At 63.7% G+C, this 26,228-nt stretch carries 26 protein-coding genes and 1 riboswitch; of the genes, 15 read left to right on the top strand and 11 right to left on the bottom strand.

The window, feature by feature from the left end; all coding sequences use genetic code 11:
* Positions 1 to 106: 106 nt before the first annotated feature.
* Both ISM_RS13210 and ISM_RS13205 read left to right on the top strand, forming a co-directional pair.
* The gene (locus ISM_RS13210; protein WP_009814685.1) at positions 107 to 1,654 is read left to right on the top strand and encodes a trimethylamine methyltransferase family protein; all 1,548 of its coding nucleotides are present in this window, start codon (positions 107 to 109) and stop codon (positions 1,652 to 1,654) included.
* A 92-nt stretch (positions 1,655 to 1,746) separates the two neighbouring features.
* Positions 1,747 to 2,394 carry a TetR/AcrR family transcriptional regulator gene (locus ISM_RS13205; protein ID WP_009814684.1) on the top strand — a complete coding sequence of 216 codons (648 nt, stop codon included), beginning with the start codon at positions 1,747 to 1,749 and terminating at the stop codon, positions 2,392 to 2,394.
* Between the two features lie 24 nt (positions 2,395 to 2,418).
* Here the strand turns inward: ISM_RS13205 and ISM_RS13200 are convergent, their stop codons facing one another.
* From ISM_RS13200 to ISM_RS13185, 4 genes are all read right to left on the bottom strand, one after another.
* Positions 2,419 to 2,682 (bottom strand): hypothetical protein, encoded by a 264-nt coding sequence (locus ISM_RS13200; RefSeq protein WP_156783395.1) that lies wholly within the window; start codon positions 2,680 to 2,682, stop codon positions 2,419 to 2,421.
* A 112-nt stretch (positions 2,683 to 2,794) separates the two neighbouring features.
* Positions 2,795 to 2,997, bottom strand: a riboswitch (cobalamin riboswitch).
* A 69-nt stretch (positions 2,998 to 3,066) separates the two neighbouring features.
* On the bottom strand, positions 3,067 to 5,415 hold the full coding sequence (locus ISM_RS13195) for an ATP-dependent helicase (RefSeq protein WP_009814682.1): 2,349 nt from the start codon (positions 5,413 to 5,415) through the stop codon (positions 3,067 to 3,069).
* Positions 5,416 to 5,513: 98 nt separating this feature from the next.
* Complete coding sequence (locus ISM_RS13190; RefSeq protein ID WP_009814681.1) at positions 5,514 to 5,915, bottom strand: cell division protein ZapA; 402 nt, start codon at positions 5,913 to 5,915, stop codon at positions 5,514 to 5,516.
* Positions 5,915 to 6,469, bottom strand: coding sequence for a hypothetical protein (locus tag ISM_RS13185; RefSeq protein ID WP_009814680.1), 555 nt, complete (start codon positions 6,467 to 6,469; stop codon positions 5,915 to 5,917). Before ISM_RS13185 ends, ISM_RS13190 begins: the two co-directional genes overlap by 1 nt.
* A gap of 248 nt (positions 6,470 to 6,717) precedes the next feature.
* Between ISM_RS13185 and tkt the strand changes: the two genes are divergently transcribed.
* The gene (gene tkt / locus ISM_RS13180; RefSeq protein WP_009814679.1) at positions 6,718 to 8,736 is read left to right on the top strand and encodes a transketolase; all 2,019 of its coding nucleotides are present in this window, start codon (positions 6,718 to 6,720) and stop codon (positions 8,734 to 8,736) included.
* A gap of 75 nt (positions 8,737 to 8,811) precedes the next feature.
* On the opposite strand, the gene ISM_RS13175 is transcribed toward tkt, so the two are convergent.
* Together ISM_RS13175 and ISM_RS13170 are read right to left on the bottom strand one after the other, a co-directional pair.
* Positions 8,812 to 10,236: an FAD-binding oxidoreductase gene (locus tag ISM_RS13175; protein ID WP_009814678.1), complete on the bottom strand. Its 1,425-nt coding sequence runs from the start codon at positions 10,234 to 10,236 to the stop codon at positions 8,812 to 8,814.
* A 121-nt stretch (positions 10,237 to 10,357) separates the two neighbouring features.
* Complete coding sequence (locus tag ISM_RS13170; protein WP_009814677.1) at positions 10,358 to 11,251, bottom strand: LysR family transcriptional regulator; 894 nt, start codon at positions 11,249 to 11,251, stop codon at positions 10,358 to 10,360.
* 137 nt (positions 11,252 to 11,388) lie between these two features.
* Between ISM_RS13170 and comD the strand changes: the two genes are divergently transcribed.
* From comD to ISM_RS13140, 6 genes are read left to right on the top strand one after another with little or no spacing between them, the layout of a single operon-like run.
* Positions 11,389 to 11,886, top strand: coding sequence for a sulfopyruvate decarboxylase subunit alpha (gene comD, locus ISM_RS13165; RefSeq protein WP_009814676.1), 498 nt, complete (start codon positions 11,389 to 11,391; stop codon positions 11,884 to 11,886).
* 1 nt (position 11,887) lies between these two features.
* Positions 11,888 to 12,454, top strand: a complete 567-nt coding sequence (comE, locus tag ISM_RS13160) for a sulfopyruvate decarboxylase subunit beta (protein WP_009814675.1) — start codon at positions 11,888 to 11,890, stop codon at positions 12,452 to 12,454.
* Positions 12,455 to 12,509: 55 nt separating this feature from the next.
* Positions 12,510 to 13,463, top strand: a complete 954-nt coding sequence (locus tag ISM_RS13155; RefSeq protein WP_040618080.1) for a Bug family tripartite tricarboxylate transporter substrate binding protein — start codon at positions 12,510 to 12,512, stop codon at positions 13,461 to 13,463.
* 30 nt (positions 13,464 to 13,493) lie between these two features.
* Positions 13,494 to 14,996 carry a tripartite tricarboxylate transporter permease gene (locus ISM_RS13150; RefSeq protein ID WP_009814673.1) on the top strand — a complete coding sequence of 501 codons (1,503 nt, stop codon included), beginning with the start codon at positions 13,494 to 13,496 and terminating at the stop codon, positions 14,994 to 14,996.
* Positions 14,993 to 15,445: a tripartite tricarboxylate transporter TctB family protein gene (locus tag ISM_RS13145; RefSeq protein WP_009814672.1), complete on the top strand. Its 453-nt coding sequence runs from the start codon at positions 14,993 to 14,995 to the stop codon at positions 15,443 to 15,445. Before ISM_RS13150 ends, ISM_RS13145 begins: the two co-directional genes overlap by 4 nt.
* Before the next feature lie 2 nt (positions 15,446 to 15,447).
* On the top strand, positions 15,448 to 16,584 hold the full coding sequence (locus ISM_RS13140; RefSeq protein ID WP_009814671.1) for an alpha-hydroxy acid oxidase: 1,137 nt from the start codon (positions 15,448 to 15,450) through the stop codon (positions 16,582 to 16,584).
* A gap of 20 nt (positions 16,585 to 16,604) precedes the next feature.
* On the opposite strand, the gene ISM_RS13135 is transcribed toward ISM_RS13140, so the two are convergent.
* From ISM_RS13135 to ISM_RS13120, 4 genes are read right to left on the bottom strand one after another with little or no spacing between them, the layout of a single operon-like run.
* A complete protein-coding gene (locus tag ISM_RS13135; protein WP_009814670.1) occupies positions 16,605 to 17,864 on the bottom strand; it encodes a TRAP transporter large permease in 1,260 nt (419 codons plus the stop codon).
* Positions 17,864 to 18,397 carry a TRAP transporter small permease gene (locus tag ISM_RS13130; RefSeq protein WP_009814669.1) on the bottom strand — a complete coding sequence of 178 codons (534 nt, stop codon included), beginning with the start codon at positions 18,395 to 18,397 and terminating at the stop codon, positions 17,864 to 17,866. Before ISM_RS13130 ends, ISM_RS13135 begins: the two co-directional genes overlap by 1 nt.
* On the bottom strand, positions 18,397 to 19,374 hold the full coding sequence (locus ISM_RS13125) for a TRAP transporter substrate-binding protein (protein ID WP_009814668.1): 978 nt from the start codon (positions 19,372 to 19,374) through the stop codon (positions 18,397 to 18,399). The genes ISM_RS13130 and ISM_RS13125 overlap by 1 nt, the downstream gene beginning before the upstream one ends.
* A gap of 24 nt (positions 19,375 to 19,398) precedes the next feature.
* On the bottom strand, positions 19,399 to 20,136 hold the full coding sequence (locus ISM_RS13120; RefSeq protein ID WP_009814667.1) for a GntR family transcriptional regulator: 738 nt from the start codon (positions 20,134 to 20,136) through the stop codon (positions 19,399 to 19,401).
* Between the two features lie 61 nt (positions 20,137 to 20,197).
* Here ISM_RS13120 and ISM_RS13115 point away from each other — a divergent pair, with 61 nt between their 5' ends.
* The 3 genes from ISM_RS13115 (at position 20,198) to ISM_RS13105 (ending at position 22,336) form a co-directional block, all read left to right on the top strand.
* A complete protein-coding gene (locus tag ISM_RS13115; protein WP_198011668.1) occupies positions 20,198 to 20,986 on the top strand; it encodes an amidohydrolase family protein in 789 nt (262 codons plus the stop codon).
* Positions 20,987 to 21,051: 65 nt separating this feature from the next.
* Entirely contained in the window at positions 21,052 to 21,486 is a 435-nt protein-coding gene (locus tag ISM_RS13110) for a DUF1489 family protein (protein WP_009814665.1), read from the top strand.
* Positions 21,487 to 21,751: 265 nt separating this feature from the next.
* On the top strand, positions 21,752 to 22,336 hold the full coding sequence (locus tag ISM_RS13105; RefSeq protein ID WP_040618079.1) for an outer membrane protein: 585 nt from the start codon (positions 21,752 to 21,754) through the stop codon (positions 22,334 to 22,336).
* A gap of 192 nt (positions 22,337 to 22,528) precedes the next feature.
* Here the strand turns inward: ISM_RS13105 and ISM_RS13100 are convergent, their stop codons facing one another.
* Positions 22,529 to 22,723: a SlyX family protein gene (locus ISM_RS13100; RefSeq protein WP_009814663.1), complete on the bottom strand. Its 195-nt coding sequence runs from the start codon at positions 22,721 to 22,723 to the stop codon at positions 22,529 to 22,531.
* Between the two features lie 154 nt (positions 22,724 to 22,877).
* Between ISM_RS13100 and hisS the strand changes: the two genes are divergently transcribed.
* From hisS to hisG, 3 genes are read left to right on the top strand one after another with little or no spacing between them, the layout of a single operon-like run.
* Positions 22,878 to 24,365, top strand: a complete 1,488-nt coding sequence (gene hisS, locus ISM_RS13095; protein ID WP_009814662.1) for a histidine--tRNA ligase — start codon at positions 22,878 to 22,880, stop codon at positions 24,363 to 24,365.
* Positions 24,365 to 25,450 (top strand): ATP phosphoribosyltransferase regulatory subunit, encoded by a 1,086-nt coding sequence (locus tag ISM_RS13090; protein WP_009814661.1) that lies wholly within the window; start codon positions 24,365 to 24,367, stop codon positions 25,448 to 25,450. The genes hisS and ISM_RS13090 overlap by 1 nt, the downstream gene beginning before the upstream one ends.
* Positions 25,447 to 26,136, top strand: coding sequence for an ATP phosphoribosyltransferase (gene hisG / locus ISM_RS13085; RefSeq protein ID WP_009814660.1), 690 nt, complete (start codon positions 25,447 to 25,449; stop codon positions 26,134 to 26,136). Before ISM_RS13090 ends, hisG begins: the two co-directional genes overlap by 4 nt.
* Positions 26,137 to 26,228: the final 92 nt, after the last annotated feature.

The following is a 26,228-nucleotide window of genomic DNA, read 5'->3' as shown; positions in this document are numbered from 1 at the left end:
CGGGTCACTGTACACACATGTCCAGACACGAGCGGAAAACCAGGCAACGACACGCCAGAGACCTGAAACAGACGCGGTGCGGACCGGCCATCTGGGAGGAGACGCCATGACACTTGACACCAAACCCCGCCGTCAGGGACGCCGCGCCAAGCAGGAGGCGGCCAAATCCGCCCCGGCCCGCAAGGTGGATTACCGCAACCTGCGCAATCCCTTCCCCACCATGAACGTCTTTAGCGAGGACCGGATCGAGGCCATGCATCTGGCCGCACTCGACGCGCTCGAACGGCTCGGGATGAAGGTGCTCCTGCCCGAGGCCCGCGCCATCTATGCCCGCGCCGGGGCCCGAGTCGATGACGGGGCCGAAATGGTCTATCTGGGCCGCGACATCATCGAGGCGGCGCTCGCCACCGCGCCACGCTCGATCACCTGCCGCGCCGGATCGCGCGACCGCGACGTGACGCTGGAACTCGGCCGCATGGTGTTTCAGCCCGGCGCCGGCGCCCCCCATGCCACCGACCGCGACCGGGGCCGCCGCCCCGGCTCCGAACGCGACTTTCGCGAGCTGGTGAAACTGACCCAGCATTTCGACGTGCTGCACATGGTCCCGCCGCTGATCGAGCCGCAGGACGTGCCGATGCATCTGCGCCATTACGCCACGCTCGACGCGCAGTTTTCGCTCTCGGACAAGCTGCCCTTCGTGTTCTCGCGCGGCACGCCGCAGGTCCGGCAAAGCTTTGAGCTCTTGCAAGAGTTTCGCGGGCTGAGCGACGAAGAGTTTGCCGCCAATCCCCATTGCTACACGATCATCAACACCAATTCGCCGCGTGTGCTCGACATTCCCATGGCGCAGGGGCTCATCGATTTCGCCCGCGCCGGTCAGGTCTCGATCGTGACGCCCTTCACGCTGATGGGGGCGATGGCGCCGATCACCGTCGCCGGGGCCATCACGCTGAGCCATGCCGAGGCGCTCGCCGCCATCACCCTGACCCAGCTCACCCGCCCCGGTGCGCCGGTCTGCTATGGCACCTTCACCTCCAACGTCGATATGAAATCCGGCGCCCCCGCCTTTGGCACGCCCGAACATTTTCAGGCCTCGCTTGCCGCCGGACAGCTCGCCCGCCGTCTCGGCCTGCCATGGCGCTGCGCCTCGGGCTCTGCCGCCAATATCAACGACGCCCAGGCCGCCAATGAGACGCAATTCGGCAATTGGGGCTGTTTCCTCGCCGGGGCCACGGTCATCATCCATTCCGCCGGCTGGCTCGAAGGCGGGCTGACGGTGAGCTATGAAAAGCTCATCACCGATATCGAAGTGCTTCAGATGGTGGCCGAGCTCTGCGCCGGGGCCGAAGCGAGCACCGACGACATCGGCCTCGCGGCGCTCGAAGAGGTCGGGCCGGGCGGGCATTTCTTTGGCGCCAGCCACACGATGGAACGCTATCAGACCGAGTTCTACGAGCCGATGATCGGCGATTGGTCGAATTTCGGCACATGGTCCGAACGCGGCAGTCTCGACGCCTCGACCCGCGCCACTGCGAAATGGCAGGAGATCGTCCATGACGCGCCCGAAGATGTCGGCCCGGCCGACCGGCTCGCCGCCTTCCGCGAGCGCGTCGCGCGGCTCTCCGAGGCCGGGGGCGCACCGCCTGAAAGCTGACCCTGCGCCCCGCATCAGCTTCCGAAATCGCCACTGTCGTGTTACCGACGCAATACCGACAGGTTACCGACCCTCCATTTGACAGGACAATCATGCCCGACGACAGCGCCGAGACGAGCCAGCCAACGCATGTCAAAGCCACCCGCGACGACTGGCTCGAAGCGGCCCGCGCCATCCTGATCGAAGACGGGGTCAGCGAGGTCAAGATCCTCACCCTGTCCAACCGGCTCGGCGTGTCGCGCTCGTCCTTCTACTGGTATTTCAAGGATCGGACCGACCTGCTCGAGGCGCTTCTAACCCATTGGGAAGAAACGAATACCGCGCATCTCATCCGGCACACCACCCTGCCCGCCCAGACGATCACCGAGGCGGTGGCGCTCTATTTCCGCTGCTTCCTCGACGACCGGTTTTTCAACCACCGCGTCGATTTCGCCATCCGCGAATGGTCGCGCCGCGACGCCCGCGTGCATGACATGGTGGCCCGCAACGACCGCACCCGCCAAGAGGCCATCTGCGCCATGTTCCTCCGCCACGGTTACGAGGACGAAGAGGCCGACATCCGCGCCCGAATTCTCTACTATCAACAGATCGGATATTACGCGCTCGACCTCAACGAACCGCTCGCCGTGCGCCAGCATAGGATCGCCGGATATCTCTATGGGTTCACTGGGAAAAAAGCCCTGCCCGAAGAGGTCAAATCGCTCTTCGACTACACTGCCGAACATCTCGCCGAGGGCTGAACGCCCCCGGCATGTCGCGCCTGTTCAGTGCAGCGCCCGCGCCCGTCCGCGCCGCGCCCGCCCGGAGCTCAGCGGGGTCACCGCCTGCCGCAGATAATCGACAAAGGCCCGCGCCGCCGCACTCCCCGGCGCTTTGGTCGCCGGGTGACGTAACGCATCCTTAACCGTCTCTGCAGTAACCTGCCCCGGTTCGGTAAAGGCCCATTCCAGAAATCCAAGCCGTGCCACCGCCTGCGCCTCATCGCCGCGTGCGTTGCACATCTCCAACCCGCTCAAAATGCGTGTCATGCTCATGTCTTCGATACTCCCCGGCCACACCCCGGGCCGGATGGGGCAGAGGGAAACCGAGCAAAGACAAGGGCTTAGCGCCAAAGCCTTGCGCCGATGCCGCCCCCCGCGGTTCTGACGTTGTCTCATGGCTGGTTTCCGGGCTTGGTGGACGGCCATCTGGCCTGTGATCGGGCTACCTTCCCAGGCCTCGCGGCCCAGTGGCATATCGCCCAACCACCCCTCCTTACCGTTGCGGGGGCAGCGCCGGACTTGCACCGGCTTCCCAATTCTCCGGCCCCTTGCGAGGACGGCACCCTGAGAGCTTTAGCCTAGCGCGGAACCGCCCATCGGAAAAGCACCGATGCGACCCAAGCCTGCGACATTTGCGGCAAAATTGAACGCTTAGAAGGGAATATCCTCGGCGCCGGTGACAAACCGCGCCACGACCTTTTTCACGCCGGCCTTTTCAAAGGCAATCTCGAGCTTGTCGCCCTCGATCCCGGCAATCGTGCCATAGCCGAATTTCTGGTGAAACACGCGCTCGCCCACGGTGTGCGAGCTGTTGGCCTGCATGTCGATGACGCTCGATTTGCTCTCGCGCGGCTGGCTTATCGGGCGTTCGCTCGCCCGCGCTTGCAGCCGTCTCCAGCCCGGTGAATTATAGCCATCGGCCGCCGCCACGCGGCTCTCGATATCGCCCGTGACCCCCATCCCGGCCGCGCCATAACCGCCGCCATAAAGGCCCGGAGGCGTCAGAACCTCGACATGCTCTTCGGGCAGCTCGTCGATGAACCGCGACGGCATTTGGCTCTGCCACTGGCCAAAGACGCGGCGGTTCCCGGCAAAGGAGATCGTGCAGATTTCCTCGGCCCGGGTGATCCCCACATAGGCCAGCCGCCGCTCTTCCTCGACGCCCTTGAGGCCGCTTTCATCCATCGACCTTTGCGACGGAAACAGCCCATCCTCCCAGCCCGGCAGGAACACCGCCGGAAACTCGAGCCCCTTGGCCGCGTGCAGCGTCATGATGCTGACCTTCTCGCCCGCCTCTTCCTGTTCATTGTCCATGATCAGGCTGACATGTTCGAGAAACCCTTGCAGATTTTCGAACTGTTCCAAGGCCTTGACCAATTCTTTGAGGTTCTCGAGCCGCCCCGGCGCTTCGGGCGTTTTGTCGTTTTGCCACATCTCGGTATAGCCGCTCTCGTCGAGGATCATCTCGGCCAGCTCGATATGGCTGATCGCCTCATCCCCCACCATGCGGCCCCAGCGCGTGATGTTCTCGACAAACCGGCCAAGCTCTGCCCCGCCCTTGCCGCCGAGCCCCTTTTGCTCAAGCAGAATGCGCGCGCCCTCAAGAAGCGGCACGCTGTTTTCCCGGGCCGTCATCTGGATTTTCTGCTGCGCCTTGTCACCCAGCCCGCGCTTGGGCGTATTGACCACCCGCTCAAAGGCCAGATCATCGCTCGGCGACACCACCAGCCGGAAATAGGCCATCGCATCGCGGATCTCGAGACGCTCGTAAAAGCGCGGCCCGCCGATCACCCGATAGGGCATGCCGATGGTCAGAAACCGATCTTCAAAGGCCCGCATCTGGTGGCTGGCCCGCACGAGGATCGCCATATCGTCGAGGCCGATGGGCCGCATCCCGCGCGTGCCGCGTTGCATGGAGTCGATCTCTTCGCCGATCCAGCGCGCCTCTTCCTCGCCATCCCAATGGCCGATGAGCCGCACCTTCTCGCCGCCCTCGGCCTCGGTCCAAAGTTCCTTGCCAAGCCGCCCCTTGTTGCCCGCGATGACGCCGCTCGCCGCCGCGAGAATATGCGCGGTCGAACGGTAATTCTGTTCGAGCCGCACCACATGCGCGCCGGGAAAATCCTTTTCAAACCGCAGGATATTGCCCACCTCTGCCCCGCGCCAGCCATAGATCGACTGATCGTCATCGCCCACGCAGCAGATGTTGCGATGCCCCGACGCCAAGAGCCGTAGCCACAGGTATTGGGCCACGTTGGTATCTTGATACTCGTCTACGAGGATGTAGCGGAACCAGCGTTGATAGCGGTCGAGAATGTCCTGATGGCTCTGGAAGATCACCACCATATGCAACAGCAGATCGCCGAAATCGACGGCGTTCAACTCGCGCAGACGGGTCTGATAGAGCGTATAAAGCGCCACGCCCTTGCCGTCATAGGCGCTGGCCTCGCTGGCCGGCACCCGATCGGGCGTCCAGGCGCGGTTTTTCCATTGGTCGATGACCCCGGCCAATTGCCGCGCGGGCCAGCGTTTGTCGTCGATCCCCGCCGCCTGCACCAACTGTTTGAGCAAGCGCAGCTGATCATCAGTGTCGAGAATGGTGAAATTCGATTTCAGGCCGACCAGTTCGGCATGACGGCGCAGCAGCTTGACGCAGATCGAATGGAACGTGCCGAGCCAGCGCATCCCCTCAACCGCCTCGCCGAGATGGGCGGCCACGCGATCTTTCATCTCGCGCGCCGCCTTGTTGGTAAAGGTCACGGCGAGGATTTCATCGGGCCGGGCGCTGCCGGTGCTCAGCAGATGGGCGATCCGGCTGGTGAGCGCCTTGGTCTTGCCAGTGCCCGCCCCGGCGAGCATCAGGACCGGCCCATCGAGCCGCTCCACCGCTTCGCGCTGTTCGGGGTTCAACCCATCGAGATAGGGACGCGGACGCGCCGCCATGGCGCGCGCCGAGAGGGATGCGCCGTCAAAGGCGTCGGATTCGCTGAAATCACTCATGGCAGCAAAGATAGCCGAGCCCGGCCCCGAGTTAAAGAGATGTTCCGCGATTGTTCACCCTGCGCAGCGCCCTGCTCGGTGGGGCCCACGGCGGGGTCTCAACCGGCCTTTTGCGTCTTTGCCTCGAGCTTGTCTGCCATCGCCTCGGCACGCGCGGCCATCTCGGCCATCGCATCGGTGACGCCTTCGGGCAGGACCGGCACCTCGATGCGCTGGGCCTCGGGCGCCGGGGCATCGCGCAGCCGCGCCGCCTCGGACTGCGCCTCGGCGAGCTTGTCTTCCATCTCGCGCAGCTTGTCCTGCATGCCGGCGGTCTTGTCGGCCAGCATCAACCCCGCCATGAGCAGCATACGCGCCTCTGGGATACGTCCGATCTGGGCCGCGAGAACCGAGGCCTCTTCGTCGAGCATCTTGGCGGCGGCCTGCAGGTAATGCTCTTCGCCCTCCTGACAGGAGACTTCGAAGTTGCGGCCACCGATTTCGATCTGCACTTCGGGCATCAGGCTTCCTCCGTCCGGGCGTCCCCATTGGACGCGTCGTCTGTCACCGCGGCGACCGCCCCGGCCCCCAGCGCCCCTTCGAGCTCGGTCAGGATGGTCTTCATCTCGGCCTCATCCGCTGCCCGCGCGGCGCGCAGCCCGTTGAGCTCTGCCATCATGGATTTGTTGATCAGATGCGGCTCGATCACGCCGGTCTGGTTGGCCTCGCGCAGGGCCGCGTTGTTGTCGCGCAGCTGCTGATTGGCGAGGCGCAGCGACTGCAGCTCGGCATCGAGTTTGCGCAGCGCGTCCTTGCGGGCCGCCTCGCCCGCCTTGCGCTCGGAACTGGCCGCGCTGTCGGCGGCTTCAAGTTCCTTGAGCCGCTGGCTCAGGGTCTTGTTACGCTCCTCCAACTGGGCCGTCACCAGCTTTTCGTCTTCCAGAGCCTGTTTCAGCTGGGCAAGCTCGTCATCGCCCCCGGCCGTGCCACCCTGTTGCTCCAGCCCATCCAGCCCCTGACCGATCCGGTCAAGCGCGGCCATGATCCGCCCTTGCAGCGCGTCGATATCACTCATGATCTCCTCGTGCCCTCGCTCTGTTGTCTGCCCGGCTGTTGTCGACGCCGGTTCTAGCCTCACCTTACCGCGAATCGCCGACAAGGCCTGTTTGTTCCCCAACTCTACAGAAACCCTGCCAAAAATGCGCGTAGGATGCAAAGCCGTGGCGTCCTACCGCCTCTTCTGAGGGCTGATCCGCTTGATCTTTTGCCCCTTGCTGCTATGCACCGCCTATCTGACCCTGACCTGCCAAAGGATGCTGCCCCGTGGATATCGCCGCCCTGCGCACTGCCAATCCCGATCACTGGAAAAAAGCCACTGCCATCCGCGCGCTCACGCTCGACGCGGTGCACGCAGCCAACTCCGGACATTCCGGCATGCCGATGGGCATGGCCGATGTGGCCACCGTGCTCTTTGAAAAGCACCTGAAATTTGACGCCTCCGCCCCCAACTGGCCCGACCGCGACCGGTTCATCCTGTCGGCGGGCCACGGCTCGATGCTGCTTTATTCGCTGCTGCATCTGACCGGCTACAAGGGCATGGAGATCGACCAGATCCGCAATTTCCGCCAATGGGGCGCGCTGACCGCGGGCCATCCGGAAAACTTCCTGCATGACGCGATCGAGACGACCACCGGCCCGCTGGGTCAGGGCATCGCCAATTCGGTCGGCTTCGCCATGGCCGAGGAATCGCTGCGCGCCCGCTATGGCGCCAAGCTGATGAACCATTACACCTATGTCATCGCGGGCGACGGCTGCCTGATGGAAGGTATCAGCCAAGAGGCCATCGGTCTTGCCGGTCGTCACGAGCTGGGCCGTCTCATCGTGTTCTGGGACAATAACAACATCACCATCGACGGCACGGTCGAACTGTCGGATCGCACCGATCAGGTCAAACGGTTCAAGGCGTCGGGCTGGCATGTGATCGAGATCGACGGTCACGACCCCAAGGCCATCGATGCGGCGATCACCGAGGCCAAGAAGACCTCGAAACCCTCGATGATTGCCTGCAAGACGCATATCGCGCTGGGCCACGCGGCACAGGACACCTCCAAGGGCCACGGCGCACTTACTGACGAGGCCCAGATGGCCGCCGCCAAAGAGGCCTATGGCTGGACCTCGGCGCCCTTTGATGTGCCTGCCGACATCAAGCAAGCCTGGGAAGCCATCGGCGCGCGCGGCGCGTCCGAGCGTGAAGCATGGGAAGCCCGTCTTGCCGAGGCGTCCGAGCGTCGTCAGGCCGAGTTCGAGCGCATTTTCGCCCTCGACACGCCGAAACAGCTCTCCGCCCGCATCAAGGCGCTGAAGAAACAGATCAGCGCCGAAGCGCCCAAGGTCGCCACCCGCAAAAGCTCGGAAATGGTTCTTGAAGTGGTCAACCCGATCATGCCCGAAACCATGGGCGGCTCGGCCGACCTCACCGGGTCGAACAACACCAAGACCGGTGATCTCGGCGTCTTTGATGTCGAGAACCGCAAGGGCCGCTACATCTACTGGGGCATTCGTGAACATGGCATGGCCGCCGCGATGAACGGCATGGCGCTGCATGGCGGTATCCGCCCCTATGGCGGCACGTTCATGTGCTTCACCGACTACGCCCGCCCCGCGATGCGTCTCGCCGCGCTGATGAAAGTGCCGAGCGTTTTCGTCATGACCCATGACAGCATCGGCCTCGGCGAAGATGGCCCGACCCACCAACCGGTCGAACATCTGGCGATCAGCCGCGCGACGCCCAACACGATGGTGTTCCGCCCCTGTGATACGGTCGAGACCGCCGAAGCCTGGGAACTGGCGCTGAGCTCCAAGGAAACGCCCTCGGTTCTCTCGCTGACCCGTCAAGGCCTGCCGACGCTGCGCACCGAGCACAAGAACAAGAACCTGACCGCTCAGGGCGCCTATGTTCTGGCCGATGCCGAAGGCAAGCGTCAGGCGATCTTGCTCGCCACCGGGTCCGAGGTCGAGATCGCCATGAAGGCGCGCGACCTGCTGCAGGCCGAAGGCATCGGCACGCGTGTCGTCTCGATGCCCTGCTGGGAGCTCTTTGAGCAACAGGAAGAAAGCTATCGCAAGCGCGTTCTGCCCGGCGGTGCCGCGGTGCGCGTCGCGGTCGAAGCAGCAGCACGTCAGGGCTGGGATCGTTGGCTCTGTGGTGAGCGTGGCCGCGAGGCGCGTTCGGGCTTTGTCGGCATGGAAGGTTTTGGCGCCTCCGCCCCGGCCGAGACGCTCTTTGAGAAGTTCGGCATCACCGCCGAGGCCGTGGCCGAGAAGGTCAAATCGCTGCTCTGAGCACGATATACCGATTAAACATGACAACGCGGCCCTCTCGGGGGCCGCGTTTTTCGTTTCCGCCGCTTTGCTGGCTCAACCGATGAGCGCGCCGGGGTTGAGAATATTCTTGGGGTCCATCGCCGCCTTGATCGCCCGGATCGTGTTGAGCTTGGCAGGCTGGGCATAGCGCGCGAGGTCATTGACCTTGAGCCGCCCGATCCCGTGTTCGGCGCTGATCGCGCCATCACAGGCCACGGTCACCTCGTTGATCGCCATGCGCACCGCCTCGATGATACCCGGCGTGGCCGCCACGAACTCGGGTTTGGTCACGCCTTCGGGCGGAAAGACATTGTGGTGGATGTTGCCATCGCCGATATGGCCATAGCTGTTGACGCGCAGCCCGGGGTGCAGTTTCGCCAGCGCCGCATGGGTCTCGGCCACAAAGCGTTCAACCGAGGCGATGGGCACCGAGGTGTCGCTGCTGCAAATCGCGCCAGTGAGACGGTTGGCCTCGGGCGTGTGTTCGCGCAGATCCCAGAGCGCCTGGCGCTGCGCCTCGGAACTTGCCAGAACCGCGTCGGCGATCCGGCCTGCCTCGATCTCTTCGCCGAAGAAGCCCTCGACATTGTCCTGAAGCCCCGCATGACCGGCCAGCTCGGTCAGCACATACCATTCGCTCGGCTCGGCCAGAGGGTTGCGCAGATTGGCAAAATGCCCGGTCACCAGCCCTACGCCGAAACCGCTCATGAGCTCGATGCCGCTCACCGCCTCGCCGAGCTGCCGCCGCATCCCCTGATAGAGCGCCAGCGCCTCGGCCGGGCCCGGCACGGCGGCAAAGACCGTGACCACCTCAGGCTCGATCGGTTTCACGATGAGCGTGGCGGCGGTGATGATGCCCAGCGTGCCTTCGCTGCCGATCAGCAGATGCCGCAGGTCGAACCCGGTGTTGTTTTTACGCAAAGGGCTCAGCTCGCGCAGGATCTCGCCCGAGGGCAGCACCGCCTCGATCCCGAGGCAGAGATCGCGGGCATTGCCATGGCGCAGCACCTGAATGCCGCCGGCGTTCGTGGCCAGATTGCCGCCGATGGTACAGCTGCCCTTGCTCGCCATGCCGAGCGGGAATTGCAGCCCGTGTTCGGCGGCGGCGGCATGGACGTTTTCAAGGACACAGCCCGCTTCGACCACCATCACCCCATCATCGGCGCGGATGTCGCGGATGCGGTTCATCCGTTCGAGCGACAGGATCACCACGTCATCGCGATCCAGCGACAGCTGCCCGGCCACCACGCCGGTGCCGCCGCCATAGGGGATGAGCGCGATGCCCTCCGCCCCGCAGAGCCGCACCACCTCGGCCAGATCTTCCGTGGTGTCGGGCATCACGACGAGCCCCGCCTTGCCGGTGAACCTGTCGCGCGGGTCCTCCATATAGCGTTGCGCCTCTGCGGCGGGGCGAATGCCCTTGGCCCCCACAATCGCTTCGATCCGGCCTGCGGCCTCTGCGCTCACGCCCTTGCTCATCGGTGCTGTGATCCTTCAGTCTAATGTCAGGTAAGGACCGGCAGGGTCCGTCAGGCCACGATGGTGCTTTGAAACGACCTCTTTCGCAAATCAAAGATTTTTAAAGAAATGTAAAACGCACCTAAACATTCTCGGGCGGGGCATGGGCCGCGACCACCGTTCGGATTTCGTCGAGCAGCCGTTCGACCAGCCGCATCTTGGAGCAATCCGCCCGGGTTAGCACGCCGAGTTCCCGCGACGCGGCGGTCGGGCCAAGGGGGATCTTGCGCAGCGCCTCAAAGACCGGATCGGGGACGCAGATATCGGGCACCACGGAGACGCCGAGATTATGCGCCACCATGGTCGCGAGGTTTTCCAGCGACCCCATTTCCATCATGTCATTCACTTCGATCTTCTGCGCGGCGAGCCAATCATCGGCGAGAATGCCCACCGAGGATTTATTCGTGTGCCGGATATACGGCATGGTGGCAAAGATCCGCGCCGGATCGCTTTCCTCGACCTCCGGGGCGGCGAGCAGGACGAGCCGTTCCTCGACAAAGGGCACCCAGTTGAGATGCCGGCCGACTCGCGCCGGTTTGCTGAGCACCGCCGCATCGACCGAGCCACGTTCCACCTCGTCCTGCAAATCAGGCGTCAGCCCCGGCGTCACCCGCACCCGCAGATCGGGATAGGCGGTGATGAGCCGCTTGATCACCTGCGGGATGAGGCCGCGAATGGTCGAGGGCACCGCGCCGAGGATCAGCTCGCCAATCAACGCCGGATCGCCGGTAAGATCGTCGAGGATGGTGTCATAGGCGGCCACCACCTCGCGCGCCTTGGGGACCAGCGCCTTGCCCAACTGGTTGAGACGTGGCGATTTTTCAGACCGGTCGAAGAGCGCCACGCCGAGCTGATCCTCGAGCCGCTTCATCTGCTGGCCGACGGCGGCATGGGTGACGAACACCTGGTTGGCCGCGGCGCTGAAACTCCCGGTCTCGGAGATGGCGATCAGGGTGCGAAAGAGCGAGATGGACATGCGTGGCTTTACCTCGGGCTGGCGATTCTGCCGCAATGTAAACACCACCTTTACATAAATGCAAAAATATATGGTTTGTGAAAATTACGGTTTTCACCCACGCTCGTCCAATACACACCTTTAGGGGGGATTACTCGTTGGACATTAACGACAAGCTGGTGGCCGATCTCGTCGCCAATGATGTATCGTTCGTCACCACCGTGCCGTGCAAACAGCTGGCCGGGGTGATCGACAAAATCGACGCGCATCCGGACATCCTGCACATTCCGTCGAACAAGGAAGACGAGGGCATGGGTCTCTGCGCCGGGGCATTCATGGGCGGCAAACGCCCCGCCATCATCATGCAGAACACCGCCCTCGGCGTGACGATCAACACGCTGGCGACGCTCATCCAATACTATCGGATGCCGCTGCCGATGCTGATTTCCTATCGTGGCGAGCTTGGCGAGCCGGTGGCCTGTCAGGTCGAAATGGCGGTGCACACCAAGGCGCTGCTCGACCAGATGCACATTCCGACCTTCCATTTCCACCGGCAATCCGATGCCGAGGAATTCGACAAGATCCTGAAATACACGTTCATGTGCAACAAGCCGGTGGCGATCCTCACCGATGCGTCCTTCTGGGGAGGTTACTGATATGATCCGCTCCGACGTTCTCAAAACGCTGATTCCGATGATCTCGGACCATTTCGTGGTCTGCAACATCGGCCTGCCGAGCCAGGAACTGCATATGCTCGACGATCAGCCGACGAATTTCTACATGCTGGGCACCATGGGCCTGTCTTCCTCGATCGGTCTCGGCCTCGCGCTGGCGCAGAAACAGAAAGTCATTTCGATCGACGGTGACGGCTCGGTCCTGACCAATTTCGGCACCCTGCCCACCATTGCCAACAACGTGGCCGACAATTTCATCCTGCTGATCATCGACAATGGCAGCTATGGCTCGACCGGCGATCAGCCGACCTATGCGGGCAAGAAAACCTCTCTGACCGCTGTGGCCCAGGCCTGCGGCTGTGAGAATGTGATCGAATGCGCGGCCGAAGACTGTGCCGATGTCATGGAACAGGCATTGACGGGCGACAAGATGACCATCATCGTCTGCAAATGTGAAAGCGGAAACATTCCGGTTCCGGTCATCACCAAGGATCCTGTGACCATCCGCGACAGGTTCATGACGGCGTTGCGGGAGAAGAACGCCCAATGAGCCCCGCGCAAGCGGTCTGATCCTGCATCAGCATAACAATAAAGGGAGGACTAACATGCTGAGACGATCCATTTTGAAACTGGGTGCGGCGCTTGCCGTGACCGCCGGGCTGAGCGGTGCGGCTTCGGCCGAAATCAACGGCCCGGTAAACTATATCATCCCCTTCGGCCCGGGCGGTGAATCCGATATTTCGGCCCGCTTTCAACAGCCTTATTTCAAAGATAAATTCGGCGAAGACCTGGTGATTTCCTATCAGCCGGGCGGCGGTGGTGCCGTGGGTTGGGCCTCGCTCAACGGGCTGACCGGGGATGGCCAGACGATCATGGGCGTGAACCTGCCCCATATCATCATCAAACCGGCGCAAAAGGACGTGGGCTTTACCACCGAGGATCTGAACCTCGCCTATATGTTCCACTTTACCCCCGATGCGATCGTGGTGCGGGCCGACAGCCCCTATCAGACGCTTCAGGATCTGATCGACGACGCCAAGGCCAACCCGGCCCAGGTCACCATGTCCGGTTCGGGCAAGGCCAGCGCCAACCATCTGGCGCAGATCAAGTTCGACAAGATGGCGGGCATTCAGACCACCTATGTGCCGTTCAAAGGCACCGGGGCGGCGGTGACCGCGCTCTTGGGCAATCAGGTCAAGGCCGAATGGGGCTATACCACCGTGGGCGCCAAACAGGGCGATCAGGTGCGGCTTCTGGCTGTGGCCATGGATGAGCGTCACCCGCTCTTCCCCGATGTGCCGACCTTCAAGGAGCTTGGCTTTGACATGGTGGGCGGCGCCTATCGCGGCATTGCCCTGCCCAATACGGCCAGCGAAGAGACGACCAAGCTCTGGTCCGACATGATCGCCGATATCAATGCCGATCCGGCCTTCCGTCAGCAGATGCTCGACGGTGGTTTCGCGATGCTCGATGTGGGCGTGGCAGAGATGGACGACTTTATGAAGGCGCGCGCCGAAGAGTATCTCAAGGATGCTCGTGAAGCCGGTCTCATCAAGTAAGACGACGCGTTCAGCCCGGGACAAGACACTATGGAATTTGGCCATTTTCTATCGGCGCTCACCCCGCTGAACCTCGCGCTTGCGCTGTTCGGTGTGGTGGCCGGAACGGTCGTAGGCTCGATCCCCGGGCTGACCGCAACCATGGCACTGGCGGTGCTGGTGCCGATCACCTTCAGCATGGAGCCCGCCTCGGCGCTGATCCTGCTGGGGGCGATCTATACCGGCGCCATCTACGGCGGTGCCTATGCGGCGATCCTGCTGAACACGCCGGGCACGCCCTCGGCCATTGCCACCACCTTTGACGGCTATCCCATGGCCAAGCGCGGCGATGGCGATCTGGCGGTCGCGCTGGCCTGTTTCGCCTCTGTGGTGGGCGGGCTGGTGGGCGCGCTGGCGCTTCTCTTCCTCGCCCCGCCCCTGTCCAAAGTGGCACTGGCCTTTGGACCTATCGAATATTTCTGGCTGTCGATCTTTGGGCTGTCGCTCATCGCATCGCTGTCGACCGGCAACCTGATGAAAGGTCTCGCGGGCGGTGCCTTTGGCATGCTGCTGTCCTGCGTCGGCGTGGCCGAGATTTCCGCCGACATCCGCCTCACCTTTGGCAGTCAGATGCTCATCGGGGGCTTTGGCGTGGTGAGTGCGCTCATCGGCCTCTACTGTATCCCGGTCTTGATCGATCTCGTGGCGGTCCCCGACCGTCACCTCAAGGTCGAAGACGACGTGCGCTCGGTCCGTATCGGCGAGGCGTTCCGCCTGGCCATGCGCTCCAAGGTCAACCTCATCCGATCTTCGGTCATCGGCACGCTGGTTGGCATTCTGCCCGGTGCGGGCGGCTCGGTCGCGGGGCTCGTCGCCTATTCCGAGGCGAAACGCACCGCCAAGCCGCATCAGAAATTCGGCGAGGGCGAGCCTGATGGCATCATGGCCGTGGAGAGCGCCAACAACGCCACCGTCGGCGGCGGGTTCATCCCGACCCTCGTGCTCGGCATTCCCGGCACGCCGCCCGATGCCATCGTGCTTGGCGCGCTTTTGGTCCAGGGCGTGCGCACCGGGCCCACGATGTTTCAGCAAAGCGGCTCGATCGTCTTTACCTTCATCTACGGGCTGCTCATCGCGACGGTGTTGATGCTGCCCGCCGGCCTCTTGATCGGGCGCTATGCCTATAAATCCATCGTCACCATCCCCAAGGCGGTTCTGGTGCCCTCGGTGGCCTTCATGACGATCATCGGCACCTTTGCCATCCGCAACAGCGTCTCGGACGTGCTCATCATGCTGGGCCTCGGCGTCTTTGGCTGGATCATCGGGCGCTTTGGCTTTGCCGCCTCGCCCATCGTGCTCGGCCTGATCCTTGGCCCGATTGCCGAACAGGGTTTTGTCCAAGGCTGGACCATCGGCGCCGCCACCGGCAATCTCACCGGCATGTTCTTTGGCCGTCCGATCAGCCAGGCAATCCTCGCCTTTACCCTCGTCACGCTGATCCTGCCGCCGCTTATGGCGCGCCGTCGCGCCCGCAAAGAGGAGCGTCACACATGAGCCGTCCGCAAACATCCGAAGGACAGATCGGTTCGCTCGCCGTCTCGGCGCTGATGGTGCTGGCCGGGGTCGTGACGCTCTGGGACACCCAAGGCTATGCCGACCGCGACAGCCAGGTCTTTCCGCAGACCGTTGCGATCCTGCTCATCATCACGGCGCTCGGCTCGCTCGTCTGGCGACTCTTGCACCCGTCGGACAATGGCGGCTTCGGCGCCGGTATCTGGTGGCGCAGGCTGTTGCTGGTGGCGGCGCTCTTTGCCTGTGCGCTCACCATGCCGAGCATCGGGTTTCTGGCCTCTGGCGCCATCGCCTTCGCCGGGGGGCTGATCGCGGCGATGCATGACCGCTGGGACGCGCGCACAGCCCTCATCTTTGGGTTGAGCGGCGCGGTGGTGATGGGGGCGTTCTATGCGCTCTTCAAATTCGTGCTGATGGTCCCCCTGCCCTGATCATGTTCGGCACGGCACATAAGCATATCCATGGCAGCGACGACGCCCGTCGTCTGGCCCGGCGACACCTGCCCCGGCTGGTCTTTGACTATATCGACGGGGCGGCGGGGCGCGAAACAGGGGCCGGACGCACTCGGGACGCGCTCGACCGGATGGAGCTCTGCCCGCGCATCCTGCGCGATGTCAGCGCCCGCAGCCTCGCCGTACCGCTCTTTGGCAAGGAGGCCGGTGCGCCCTTTGGCATCGCACCGATGGGCATGTGCAACCTCTCCGGGCCCGGCGCGGATCTGATGCTGGCACGGCTGGCGGCGCGGGAAAACGTGCCGCTGGGCGTGTCGACCGTGGCCTCCACCCCGATGGAAGAAATGATCGAGACGGCGCAAGGCAACGCCTGGTTTCAGCTCTATTTCTCCGGCGATGGCAGCGGCACGTTCAAGCTGGTCGAACGGGCGCGCGATGCGGGCTATGAGACGATCGTGCTCACCGTCGATGTGCCCGAGGTCGGCCGCCGCCCGCGCGAATTGCGCCATGGGTTCACCATGCCCTTCCGCATCGGGCCGAAACAATTCATCGATTTTGCCCTGCACCCGCGCTGGTCGCTCACGACGCTTTTGAAGGGCCGCCCCGATATGGCGAATTTCCTGCGCGATGGCTACACTTTCGACCGCACCGAGAGCCGCGCCCGCGCCACGTGGGACACGCTCGACCGGTTGCGCGACATGTGGCCCGGCAAGCTCGTGGTCAAGGGCGTGCTCGACATCGAGGACGCCCAGAGACTGGCCCGTTCGGGCGTCGATGCGATCCAAGTGTCGAGCCATGGCGCGCGGCAGTTGGAGAGCAGCCCCTGCCCCTTCTCACAGCTCGCGCCGATGCGCGCGGCCCTCGGGGAGAGCATGCCGATCTTTTACGACACCGGGCTACGCTCTGGCGAAGATGTGGTGAAATGCTATGCCTCCGGCGCGAATTTCACCTTTCTCGGCCGCATCCTGCAATTCGCCATCGCGGCGGGGGGCGAAGAGGGGCTCAACCGTCTGTGGGCGACGCTCAAATCCGAGACGAGCATCACGCTTGCCCAGATCGGCCAATGTTCCCTGGCCGAGCTGCAAAAGGAAAAGGGGGCGGACCCCGCCCCCTCCTGATCGTTGCATGTGCCTCTGGCCTAGAGCAGCGCCAGCGCAGTCAGCGGTGTGAAACTCACGATCATCAGCGTGACGAACATCGCGAGGATAAACCATTTGCAATAGCCCATCACCTGTTCGATCTTGAGCCCGGTTGCCGAACAGACCGTGAGCAGCACCGAGGCCACTGGCGGGGTCTGCTGACCGATGCCGAGGTTGAGACAGACGATCACCCCGAAATGCACCGGATCGATCCCCATCTCGCGGCTGAGCGGTAGCAGCATCGGCACCACCACGATGATCGCGGCCGAGGCGTGCAGGAACATGCCCAGAAGCAGCAGAAAGATATTGATCAGCAGCATCCGCAGGAAGAAACTGTCGGTCAACCCGCCAAGCCCGCTGGCGATTTTCTGCGGGATCTGCTCATTCGCGAGATACTGACCGAGCACCGCCGAGCCGGCGATGATCATCATCACCACCGAAGTCTGCCGCACCGTGGCCGAAGCCAGCCCGTAGACCCGCCGGAAATCGAGATCGCGACGAATGGGCCAGCCATAGATGAGTGCGGCCACCACGCCGAGCGTCGCCGCCTCGGTCGGCGTGACAAAGCCGCCGATGAGACCGCCCACCACCAGCACCGGGATGAGCAGCGGCACCAGCGCCGCCTTGAACGCCCGGCCCAGTCGCGGCAGTTCGAACTGTGCGTCGACCGGATGGCCTTCCTTGCGGGCAAAGATATAGCTGGTGATCATGAACGCCCCGCCCAGGATCAGACCGGGAATGATCCCCGCGACAAAGAGATCCTTGATCGAGGTGTTCGTCGTCACCCCATAGAGCACCATCGGGATCGACGGCGGGATGATGATGCCGAGCGTCGCGCTCGTCGCGGTGACGGCGGCGGCAAAGCTGCGCGGATAGCCCTGCTTTTCCATCGAGGGCACAAAGATCTTGGACATGACGGCGGCATCGGCCACGGCCGAGCCGGACATCTCGGCCATGAACATCGAGGTCACGACATTCACATGCGCCAACCCGCCGCGCATCCAGCCCACAAGGGCGCGCGCCAGATTGATGATCCGGTCCGAAATCGAGGTCGCGCCCATCAGCTCGCCCATGAAGATAAAGAGCGGGATGGCGAGCAGCACCACCTTATTGACGCCCGAAAACATCTGGATCGGCGCCATGATCAGATCGATGCCCGATAGAAGCATGGCAATCGCCGCCGTGATCATCAGGGCAAAGCCGATGGGCATGCCGAAGAAGATCATCAGCATGAGGATGAGAAGAACCAGCCAAACCATTACGTTTCATCCTCTTTCGGCGCGAGAAACCGGGTCATCGCGGCCAGGGCGAGCAAGAGTGCCGCTAGCGGCAGGATCAGCATGAACCAGCCTTGCGCGATCTCTGCGGTTTCGATCTCGGTCGCGCCAGAGACCCGGATCATCCGGATCGATTGCCAGAACAGCATGATGAGAAAGCCGAGGATCAGCGCCGCGTTGAGCCCCTCTGCCGCGCGTTTCCAGCGATCGCTGAGATTGTCGAGCACGAGATCAAAGGCGATATGGCCCTCGCGCCGCATGGCGAGATAGGCGCCAAGAAAGGCGACCCAGACCAAAAGCAGCCCGGGCACCTCATCGGCGGTGACCACCACCCCGCCCAGCACATCGCGCACCGCGAAATAGGCGGGGCGCAGGCCTTCATAGTCCTTGGCCCAATCGCGCATCAGGCCGAGCACCAGATAGCGGTTCAGCACGTTGAGAAAGATAAAGCCTGAGGACACCACGAAACACAGGATCGCGATGCCCTCGGCCAGCTTGTCGACGAGGCGCAGCATCACTGCTCTGCAGTGTCGCGCACAAAGACGAGATAGTCGTCGCCCTGCCCCTCGACATAGCTGTCATAGCTTGCCGATGTGGCCTCTTTGAAGGCTTTGAGGTCGACCTCGTTGATCTCGAGCTTGTCTTTCATCTCGTCGAAATACTTGGTCTCCAGCGCCGCAGACGCCTCATAGGCCTGATCGGTGATCGCGCGGCCAACTTCGTGGAAGACGGCGCGCTGCTCGTCGGTCAGGCTCTCCATGAACGCATTGGAGGCGAGCAGGAACGACGGCGTATAGACATGGCTGGTGAGCGACAGGTGGCTCGCCACCTCGAAATGTTTCTGCTCGTAGAAGCCATAGGTCGCGGCCTCGGCGCCATCGACGACGCCCGATTGCAGCGCGGTAAAGGTCTCGCCCCAGCTCACTTTTTGCGGGGTGGCGCCCATGTCCTGGAACACGCTCTGGCGGAACTTGCCGCCCGAGATGCGGATTTTGAGACCTTCAAGGTCAAAGGGCTCGGCCACGGCGCGCTGCGTGTTGATCACATGGCGAAAGCCGTTCTCATAGACGCCGATCACCTGCACATTGCCGACCTCTTCGACCCGGGCGCGGATCGCATCCTCGAGCCCGGCCGCCATGGCGCGGCGCACATGGGCGCGGTCGTCAAAGAGCCAAGGCAGATCGAACACGCCCAGCTTCTTGTCGAGCTTCATCACGCCCGAGGCCACGTTGATCATCTCGATCGACCCGGCCTGCACATTGGTCATCAGGTCCTTTTCCTTGCCGAGCTGACCGCCCGGATAGAGCTTGAACTCGAACTGACCCGGCAGGCGCTTTTCGACCTCGGCAGCGAACAGTTCGGACTGCGCGTGCAGCGGCGAGAAATGCGAGACATGGCTGGCGATGCGCACTTCGCGGGCCTCGGCCCAGAGCGTGCCTGTGGCGCCAAACGCCATGAGCGCGGCCCCCGCGATACGGGTGTAAAAAGTCATTTGGGTCTCCTCCCTTACTCCGCCTTAGCGGATCTCCGTGTGATAGCTGAACTGCTCCGCCCGTCCCCTCGAGCGGCGCCATTCGATGGGCCGGTTGTCATAGCCTTTGGCCACCCGTTCGATCACGATGATCGGCGTCCCCTCGGCCACGCGCAAGAGGCGCGCGGTCTCGGGGCTGGCGGCCTCGACAGTCAATGTTTCATCGGCCCGCGCCACGAGTTGCCCACAGACCCGGTCATAGACCGGATAGAGCAGATCGCCGATCTCGCCCGTGGGCATCTCGGCAAAGGCGCGGAACGGCTCATGTGCGAGCCAGATTTCTTCGGCCACCGTCGGCACATCATCCTGCAAACGCAGGCGCGACATGGAAATCCCCGGCACCCCTTCGGGCCGCTCGAGCGCCTGCGCCACATGGCCCGGCATCGGCTCGACCTCACGGCGCAGGATGCGGCTCTCGGGGACGGAATATTCGCCCTCGGGGCTGCGGAAGCGGAAGAACCGGAACAGCGAGGCGTCGAAGCTTGGGCGGCGGACAAAGGTGCCGCGGCCCTGAAACCGTTCGAACACGCCTTCGGAGACCAGAACATCGAGGGCCTTGCGCACGGTGCCCGCGGCCAGACCGTAATCCTCGGCCAGCACGTTTTCCGACGGCACCCGGTCGCCCGGCTTTACCTGCCCGTCGATCACGCTTTGGCGCAGCACATCGGCCAGGCGTTGATAAATCGGAATGCGGTCGTCGCCCGCGAGTACAGCTTGGGTCATGCCAGTCTCCTCCTTGACAGCTATACTTCTATATAGAACTATATGTGTCAAGGAGGACGTTATGATCGCCACTGGACTACATAGCTTGATGGAGCTGCCCGAGGGGCGGTTTGACGGTCATTGCCACGTCTTCGACGTGGGGCGGCCCATGGCCGAGGGGCGCCGCTACACCCCCGGCTATGACGCGACGCCCGAGGAATTGTGCAGCCATCTCAAGGCCTTCAACCTGCGCGGCGCGCTGCTCGTTCAGCCAAGTTTCTATGGCTCCGACAACAGTTACATGCTCGAGACGCTGGACGCGTTGCAGGGGCGCGACGATCTCTGTTTTCGCGGCGTTGTGGTGCTCGATCCCGGCTTTGCGCCGGATCTCGGCGCGCTGAAGGCGCTGGCCGCGCGGGGAATCACCGGGCTGCGGCTCAACCTTCTGCGCCGGGCGGATGGATTCGATCACGGGCTTTGGCAGCCGCTCCTGAGCGCCGTCGACAGCCTTGGCTGGCATATCGAGCTGCATGTAGAGGAACAGCACCTGCCCCGGCTGCTGCCCGAGTTCATGCGCCGCTATTCGAAAGTGGTGCTCGACCATTACGGGCTGGTGACCTCGACCAAGAACAATGACGGGCTGCGGGCGATCCTCGATCAGCCGCGCGACCGGCTCTGGGTCAAGACCTCGGCGGTCTACCGGGTCCACCCGCGCGCCGACCGTTCCAAGGATGTGGCCCGCATGGCGCCGCTGCGCGACCTGCTGGCCGAGCATCTCGGCGATGACCGGCTGATCTGGGGCAGCGACTGGCCCTTTACCCAGTTCGAACAGCAGATGAGTTATGATCTGGCGCATCGGCTGGCGGGCTAGCGCGGCTTGAACTTCCCCGCGCAAAGCCCATACTTGCCCCCATCACCGAAATCGCGGGGCGGGCTGTGGCGCAGGACTTTACCAATCTGATCAAGCTGAGCGTTGGCACCACCAGTGTCGAGGACCTCGCCGCATGGCAGGCGGCGCGGCGGGCCGAGCGCGGCGATGATGTGGCGCGCCATGTCACCCGCATGTGGCCCAAGCGCGAAGATCAGCTGCTGCGCGGCGGCTCGATCTATTGGGTGATTCAAGGACATATCCAATGCCGCCAGACCATTCTGCGGCTCGATGAGGTGATCGGCGAGGACGGGATTCGCCGCTGTGCGATCATCCTCGCGCCCGAGATCATCCGCACCCATACCGCCCGCAAACGGCCGTTTCAGGGCTGGCGCTATCTGGCGCCGGGGGATGCGCCGGGCGATCTCACCGAGGCGCGTGAGGGCGATGATGCGCTGCCTGCCGATCTCTCGGCGGCGCTGGCGGATATCGGGGTGATTTAAGCCCTTTGTCGGCCCTGTCATTTTGCCGTTACAAGGGCACGGGCGATCACATCTACTTGTTCGCACAGTCGAAGGCCAATTTCCGCCGAAGCGTGCGTGGCTTTTGAGCAACGTTGCGCCGATCAAAACATCCCCTCTGGAACTTTCCCCCGCCGAGACCGATTTCCCCAACATCGGATGAGGGATGAACCATCAGCCCGATCGAACAATCTGCGCCGTCTACACCCGGCGCTTGAACACAGAGAAAGATCAGGAGGATCACTCCATGTATAAGGCACTTACAACTATCGCAGCAGGCCTCGCCATCACCGCACCTGCCTATGCTGGCAACATCTCGGCCCCCGTGGTCGAACAGCCGGTGGCCGTGGCCCCCGCGCCTGTTGCGCCCGCGTCGCCTGACTGGACCGGTTTCTACGGCGGTGCCCAGCTCGGCTATGGCGATGTGTCCTCGAATGGCGCGCTGAATGGCGATGACGTCATCGGCGGTATCAGCGCTGGCTACGATTACGACCTGGGCAGCTGGGTTCTCGGTGGCGGTCTCGACTATGACTTTGCCGACATCAACCTCGGTGGCGGCACCAACCTCGAGAACGTGTTCCGTGCCAAGCTCCGCGCGGGTTACAAGGTCGGCAATGGCCTGATCTACGGCACCGGCGGTTATGCGCAAGCTGACACCAACACCACCGGCAGCGAAGACGGTTATTTCGTTGGCGCAGGCTATGAGCACATGGTCTCGCAGAACATCTCGGTGGGCGGTGAAGCGCTCTACCACGAGTTCGAAAACGTGGGTGGCACCACCACCGACGTCGAAGCGATGACCTACCAAGCCAAGGTCAACTTCCGCTTCTGATCAGTCTCTGATCATTAGGAAGACAGGAGCCGGTCCACCCTTGGTGGGCCGGTTTCTTTATGGGCTTTTGGTGGGTCGGTACCCTGTCGGTAAAACGACGGTATTACGACTGTGGCGACAGGCGCACATATCGCCCGCTTTTCCCACCGAATGTGCGAAAAAGCGCTTCGTCGGTAACCCGTCGGTATCGCGTCAGTAATGCGGCGGTCGCTCGTCGCCGAGGACAATGCCGCCGGTGCCTTCGGCGGCGCGGGCGCGTTCGCGCTCCATCAGCTTGTCGACGAAGAGGCTCAGCCGGTCGATCTGATCTTGCTGATGCGCCACCACATCCGAGAGGTCATCGACCTGCCGGGTGAGATGCGCGATGGTTTCTTCGAGATGCTCCATGCCCCTCCACTAGGCCGATCCGGAGGCTCTGGCAAGTCCCAGCGGAGCTGCGGAGACGCCGCAGAGACGGCCCCGCAAGCCACCCTCGCCTTGCCCCCGCGCCAGCCATCCGCTAGACCGCGCGCAACGACGTTTCGGCAAGGACAGACGCCCGATGGCCAAACCCAAGAAAACCCCGCGCCCCAAGGCAGAAACGCCCAAGGGTTTCACCGATTATTTCGGCAGCGATGTGACGCAGCGCAAGGAGATGCTCGACGGGATCGCGGCGGTCTATCATCGCTACGGGTTCGACGCGCTGGAAAGCTCGGCGGTGGAGACGGTCGAGGCGCTGGGCAAGTTCCTTCCCGATGTGGACCGGCCGAATGAGGGCGTCTTTGCCTGGCAGGAAGCCGATGACAATGACAAGGGCGACTGGCTGGCGCTGCGCTATGATCTGACGGCGCCGCTGGCGCGGGTCTATGCCCAGCACCGCAATGACCTGCCCACCCTCTATCGCCGCTATGCGATGGGGCCGGTATGGCGCAATGAAAAGCCCGGACCGGGCCGCTTCCGCCAGTTCTATCAATGCGACGCGGACACGGTCGGCACCGCCTCGATGGCGGCGGATGCCGAGATCTGCGCGATGCTGTCGGACACGCTCGAAGAGGTGGGCATTCCGCGCGGTGATTACCTGGTGCGGATCAACAACCGCAAAGTGCTCAACGGGGTGCTCGAGGCGATAGGGCCGCGCGAAGACCAAATCACCCACGACAATGTACTGCGCACCATCGACAAGTTCGACAAGGTCGGCGAGGCCGGCGTGCGCGAGCTGCTGACCAAAGGGCGTCTCGATAACTCTGGCGCATTCATCGACGGGGTGGGCCTGAGCGAGGATCAGGCTGCGCCGGTGCTGGCGTTCCTGACCTCTAAAGCGGCGGATGCGGCGGGCACCATTGCCAACCTGCGGGCCGCCGTGGGGGACAGCAAAGTGGGCCAGGAGGGCATTGCCGAGTTGGAGCAGATCGGCGAACTGCTGACCGCGCAGGGCTATGGCGCGGACCGGATCGTGATCGATCCCTCGGTGGTGCGCGGTCTTGGCTATTACACCGGGCCGGTGTTCGAGGCCGAGCTGACCTTTGAAATTCTCGACGAGAAGGGCCGCAAGCGGCAGTTCGGCTCGGTCGCGGGTGGCGGGCGCTATGATGATCTGGTGGCGCGGTTCACCGGGCAGAAGGTGCCGGCGGTGGGGATTTCCATCGGGGTTGACCGGCTGCTGGCGGCGCTGCGGGCCAAGGGCCGGGTCAGCCGCGAGGGCCAGGGGCCGGTGATCGTGACCGTGATGGATCGCGAGCGGATGGCCGATTATCAGGCGATGGTGTCGGAGCTGCGCAGTGCCGGTATCCGCGCCGAGGTTTATCTCGGCAATCCGAAGAATTTCGGCAACCAGCTCAAATACGCGGACAAGCGCGGATCGCCGGTGGCGGTCATTCAGGGCGGTGACGAACTCGATAAAGGCGTGATCATGCTCAAGGATCTGATCCTTGGGGCGCAGATTGCCGAGAACGCCACGCTCGAAGAGTGGAAAGAGCGCCCGTCGCAATTCGAAGTGGCGCGGGGCGATCTTGTCGCGCGCACCCGTGAGATCATCGAAAGCCACAGCTGATGCCCGATCGCGCCGCCATATTGGCCGAGGCCGCCCGTCTGCGCGGCCAGTTCGAAGCCGCCGGCGCCCTGCCCGTCGAAACCGCCGTGCTGCAACCGGCCGGCACGCTTCTCGACCTCTATGGCGAGGATATCCGGGCGCGGGCCTATATCACCTCGGACGCGCTGCGCGGCGAGCAGATGCTGCGCCCCGATTTCACCGTGCCGGTGGTGCAGATGCATATGGCGCATGGGGCGGAGCCGGCACGCTATACCTATGCGGGCGAGGTGTTCCGGCGGCAGGAAGACGATGCCGACCGCGCCAATGAATATATTCAGGTGGGGTTCGAGATCTTTGCCCGCGACGATGCGGCGCGGTCCGACGCCGAGGTGTTTTCGACCTTTCACGCGCTCTTGGCGCCCTTGGGGCTACAGCCCGCGACGGGCGATATCGGCATTCTGATGGCGGCGGTCGATGGGCTTGAGACGAGCGAGCGGCGCAAGGCGGCGCTGCGCCGTCATATCTGGCGGCCGCGCCGGTTCCGGGCGCTGATCGAGCGGTTTTCGGGCCGCGCGCCGGTGCCGGCCTCGCGGGCCGAGCTTCTGGCGGCGAAAGACCCGATGGCGGCGGCGGGGCCGATGATCGGGCTGCGCGGGCCCGAAGAGGTCGCGGCGCGGATTGCGGCGCTGCGCGAGGATGCGGCGATGCCGCCCCTGTCGGAAAACGATGTGGCGCTGATCGAGGCGCTGTTGGCGGTGCGCGGCGCGTCCGAGGATGCGCTCGAACAGCTGCGCGATATTGCGGTCGATCTGCCGGCCATTGCCCCGGCGGTGACGCGGTTTGCCGCGCGGCTTGAGGCCATTGGCGCGCAGGGGATCGATGCCGCCGCCCTGCCCTTTGAGGCCTCTTACGGGCGCACGCAGATGGAATATTACGACGGGTTCGTCTTTGGCTTTACCGCGCCGGGGCGGCCCGATCTGCCGCCTGTGGCCACCGGCGGGCGCTATGATGCGCTCACCCGGCAGCTTGGCGCGGGGCGCGAAATTCCGGCGGTGGGCGGGGTGATCCGGCCCGGTCTGACCCTCGAGCTGGGAGCCGCGACATGAGCATCAAGCTGGGCGTGCCGTCGAAAGGGCGGCTTATGGAAAAGACGTTCGAATGGTTCGCGGGCCGGGGCATCACCCTGGGCCGGTCGGGGTCCGAGCGCGAATATGCGGGTTTCGTCGAGGGTGTCGAGAATGTCGAGCTGGTGCTGCTCTCGGCGGGGGAAATCCCGCGCGAGCTGGCCGCCGGGCGCATTCAACTCGGCGTCACCGGGACCGATCTCATCCGCGAGAAGCTCGGCCAATGGGAGAGCCATGTGAGCGAGCTCGCCGAGCTGGGCTTTGGCCATGCCGATCTGGTGCTGGCGGTGCCGTCGGCCTGGGTCGATGTCTCGACGCTCGACGATCTCGATGCGGCGGCGGCGGCATTTCGGGCGCAGCACGGGTTCCGGCTTCGGATTGCGACGAAATACCATCGGCTGACCCGCGAGTTCCTGCGCGGCGCGGGGGTTGCGGATTATCAGCTCGTCGACAGTCAGGGCGCGACCGAGGGCACGGTCAAGAACGAGACCGCCGAGGCGATTGCCGATATCACCTCGACCGGTGACACGCTGCGGGCCAATCACCTCAAGATCCTTGAGGATGGGTTGATGCTGCGGTCGCAGGCGACATTGTTCCGGGCGCGCGGTGCCGAGCTCACGGAAGCGGACCGCAAGACGCTGGCGGAGCTGAGCGCGCGGCTCGGCTAGGGCAGCGGTCCACCTCACTGCGATATAACCGGCGGTAATATCTGACTTTGGCTTTTGTCATTAGGCAAATGGCGGGGCGCGTCTTTATGATG

It is taken from the genome of Roseovarius nubinhibens ISM (assembly GCF_000152625.1).
Lineage (GTDB): Bacteria > Pseudomonadota > Alphaproteobacteria > Rhodobacterales > Rhodobacteraceae > Roseovarius > Roseovarius nubinhibens.
Note: the sequence above shows the minus strand (reverse complement) of the source record. Positions and strands in the feature narration are given on the sequence as shown.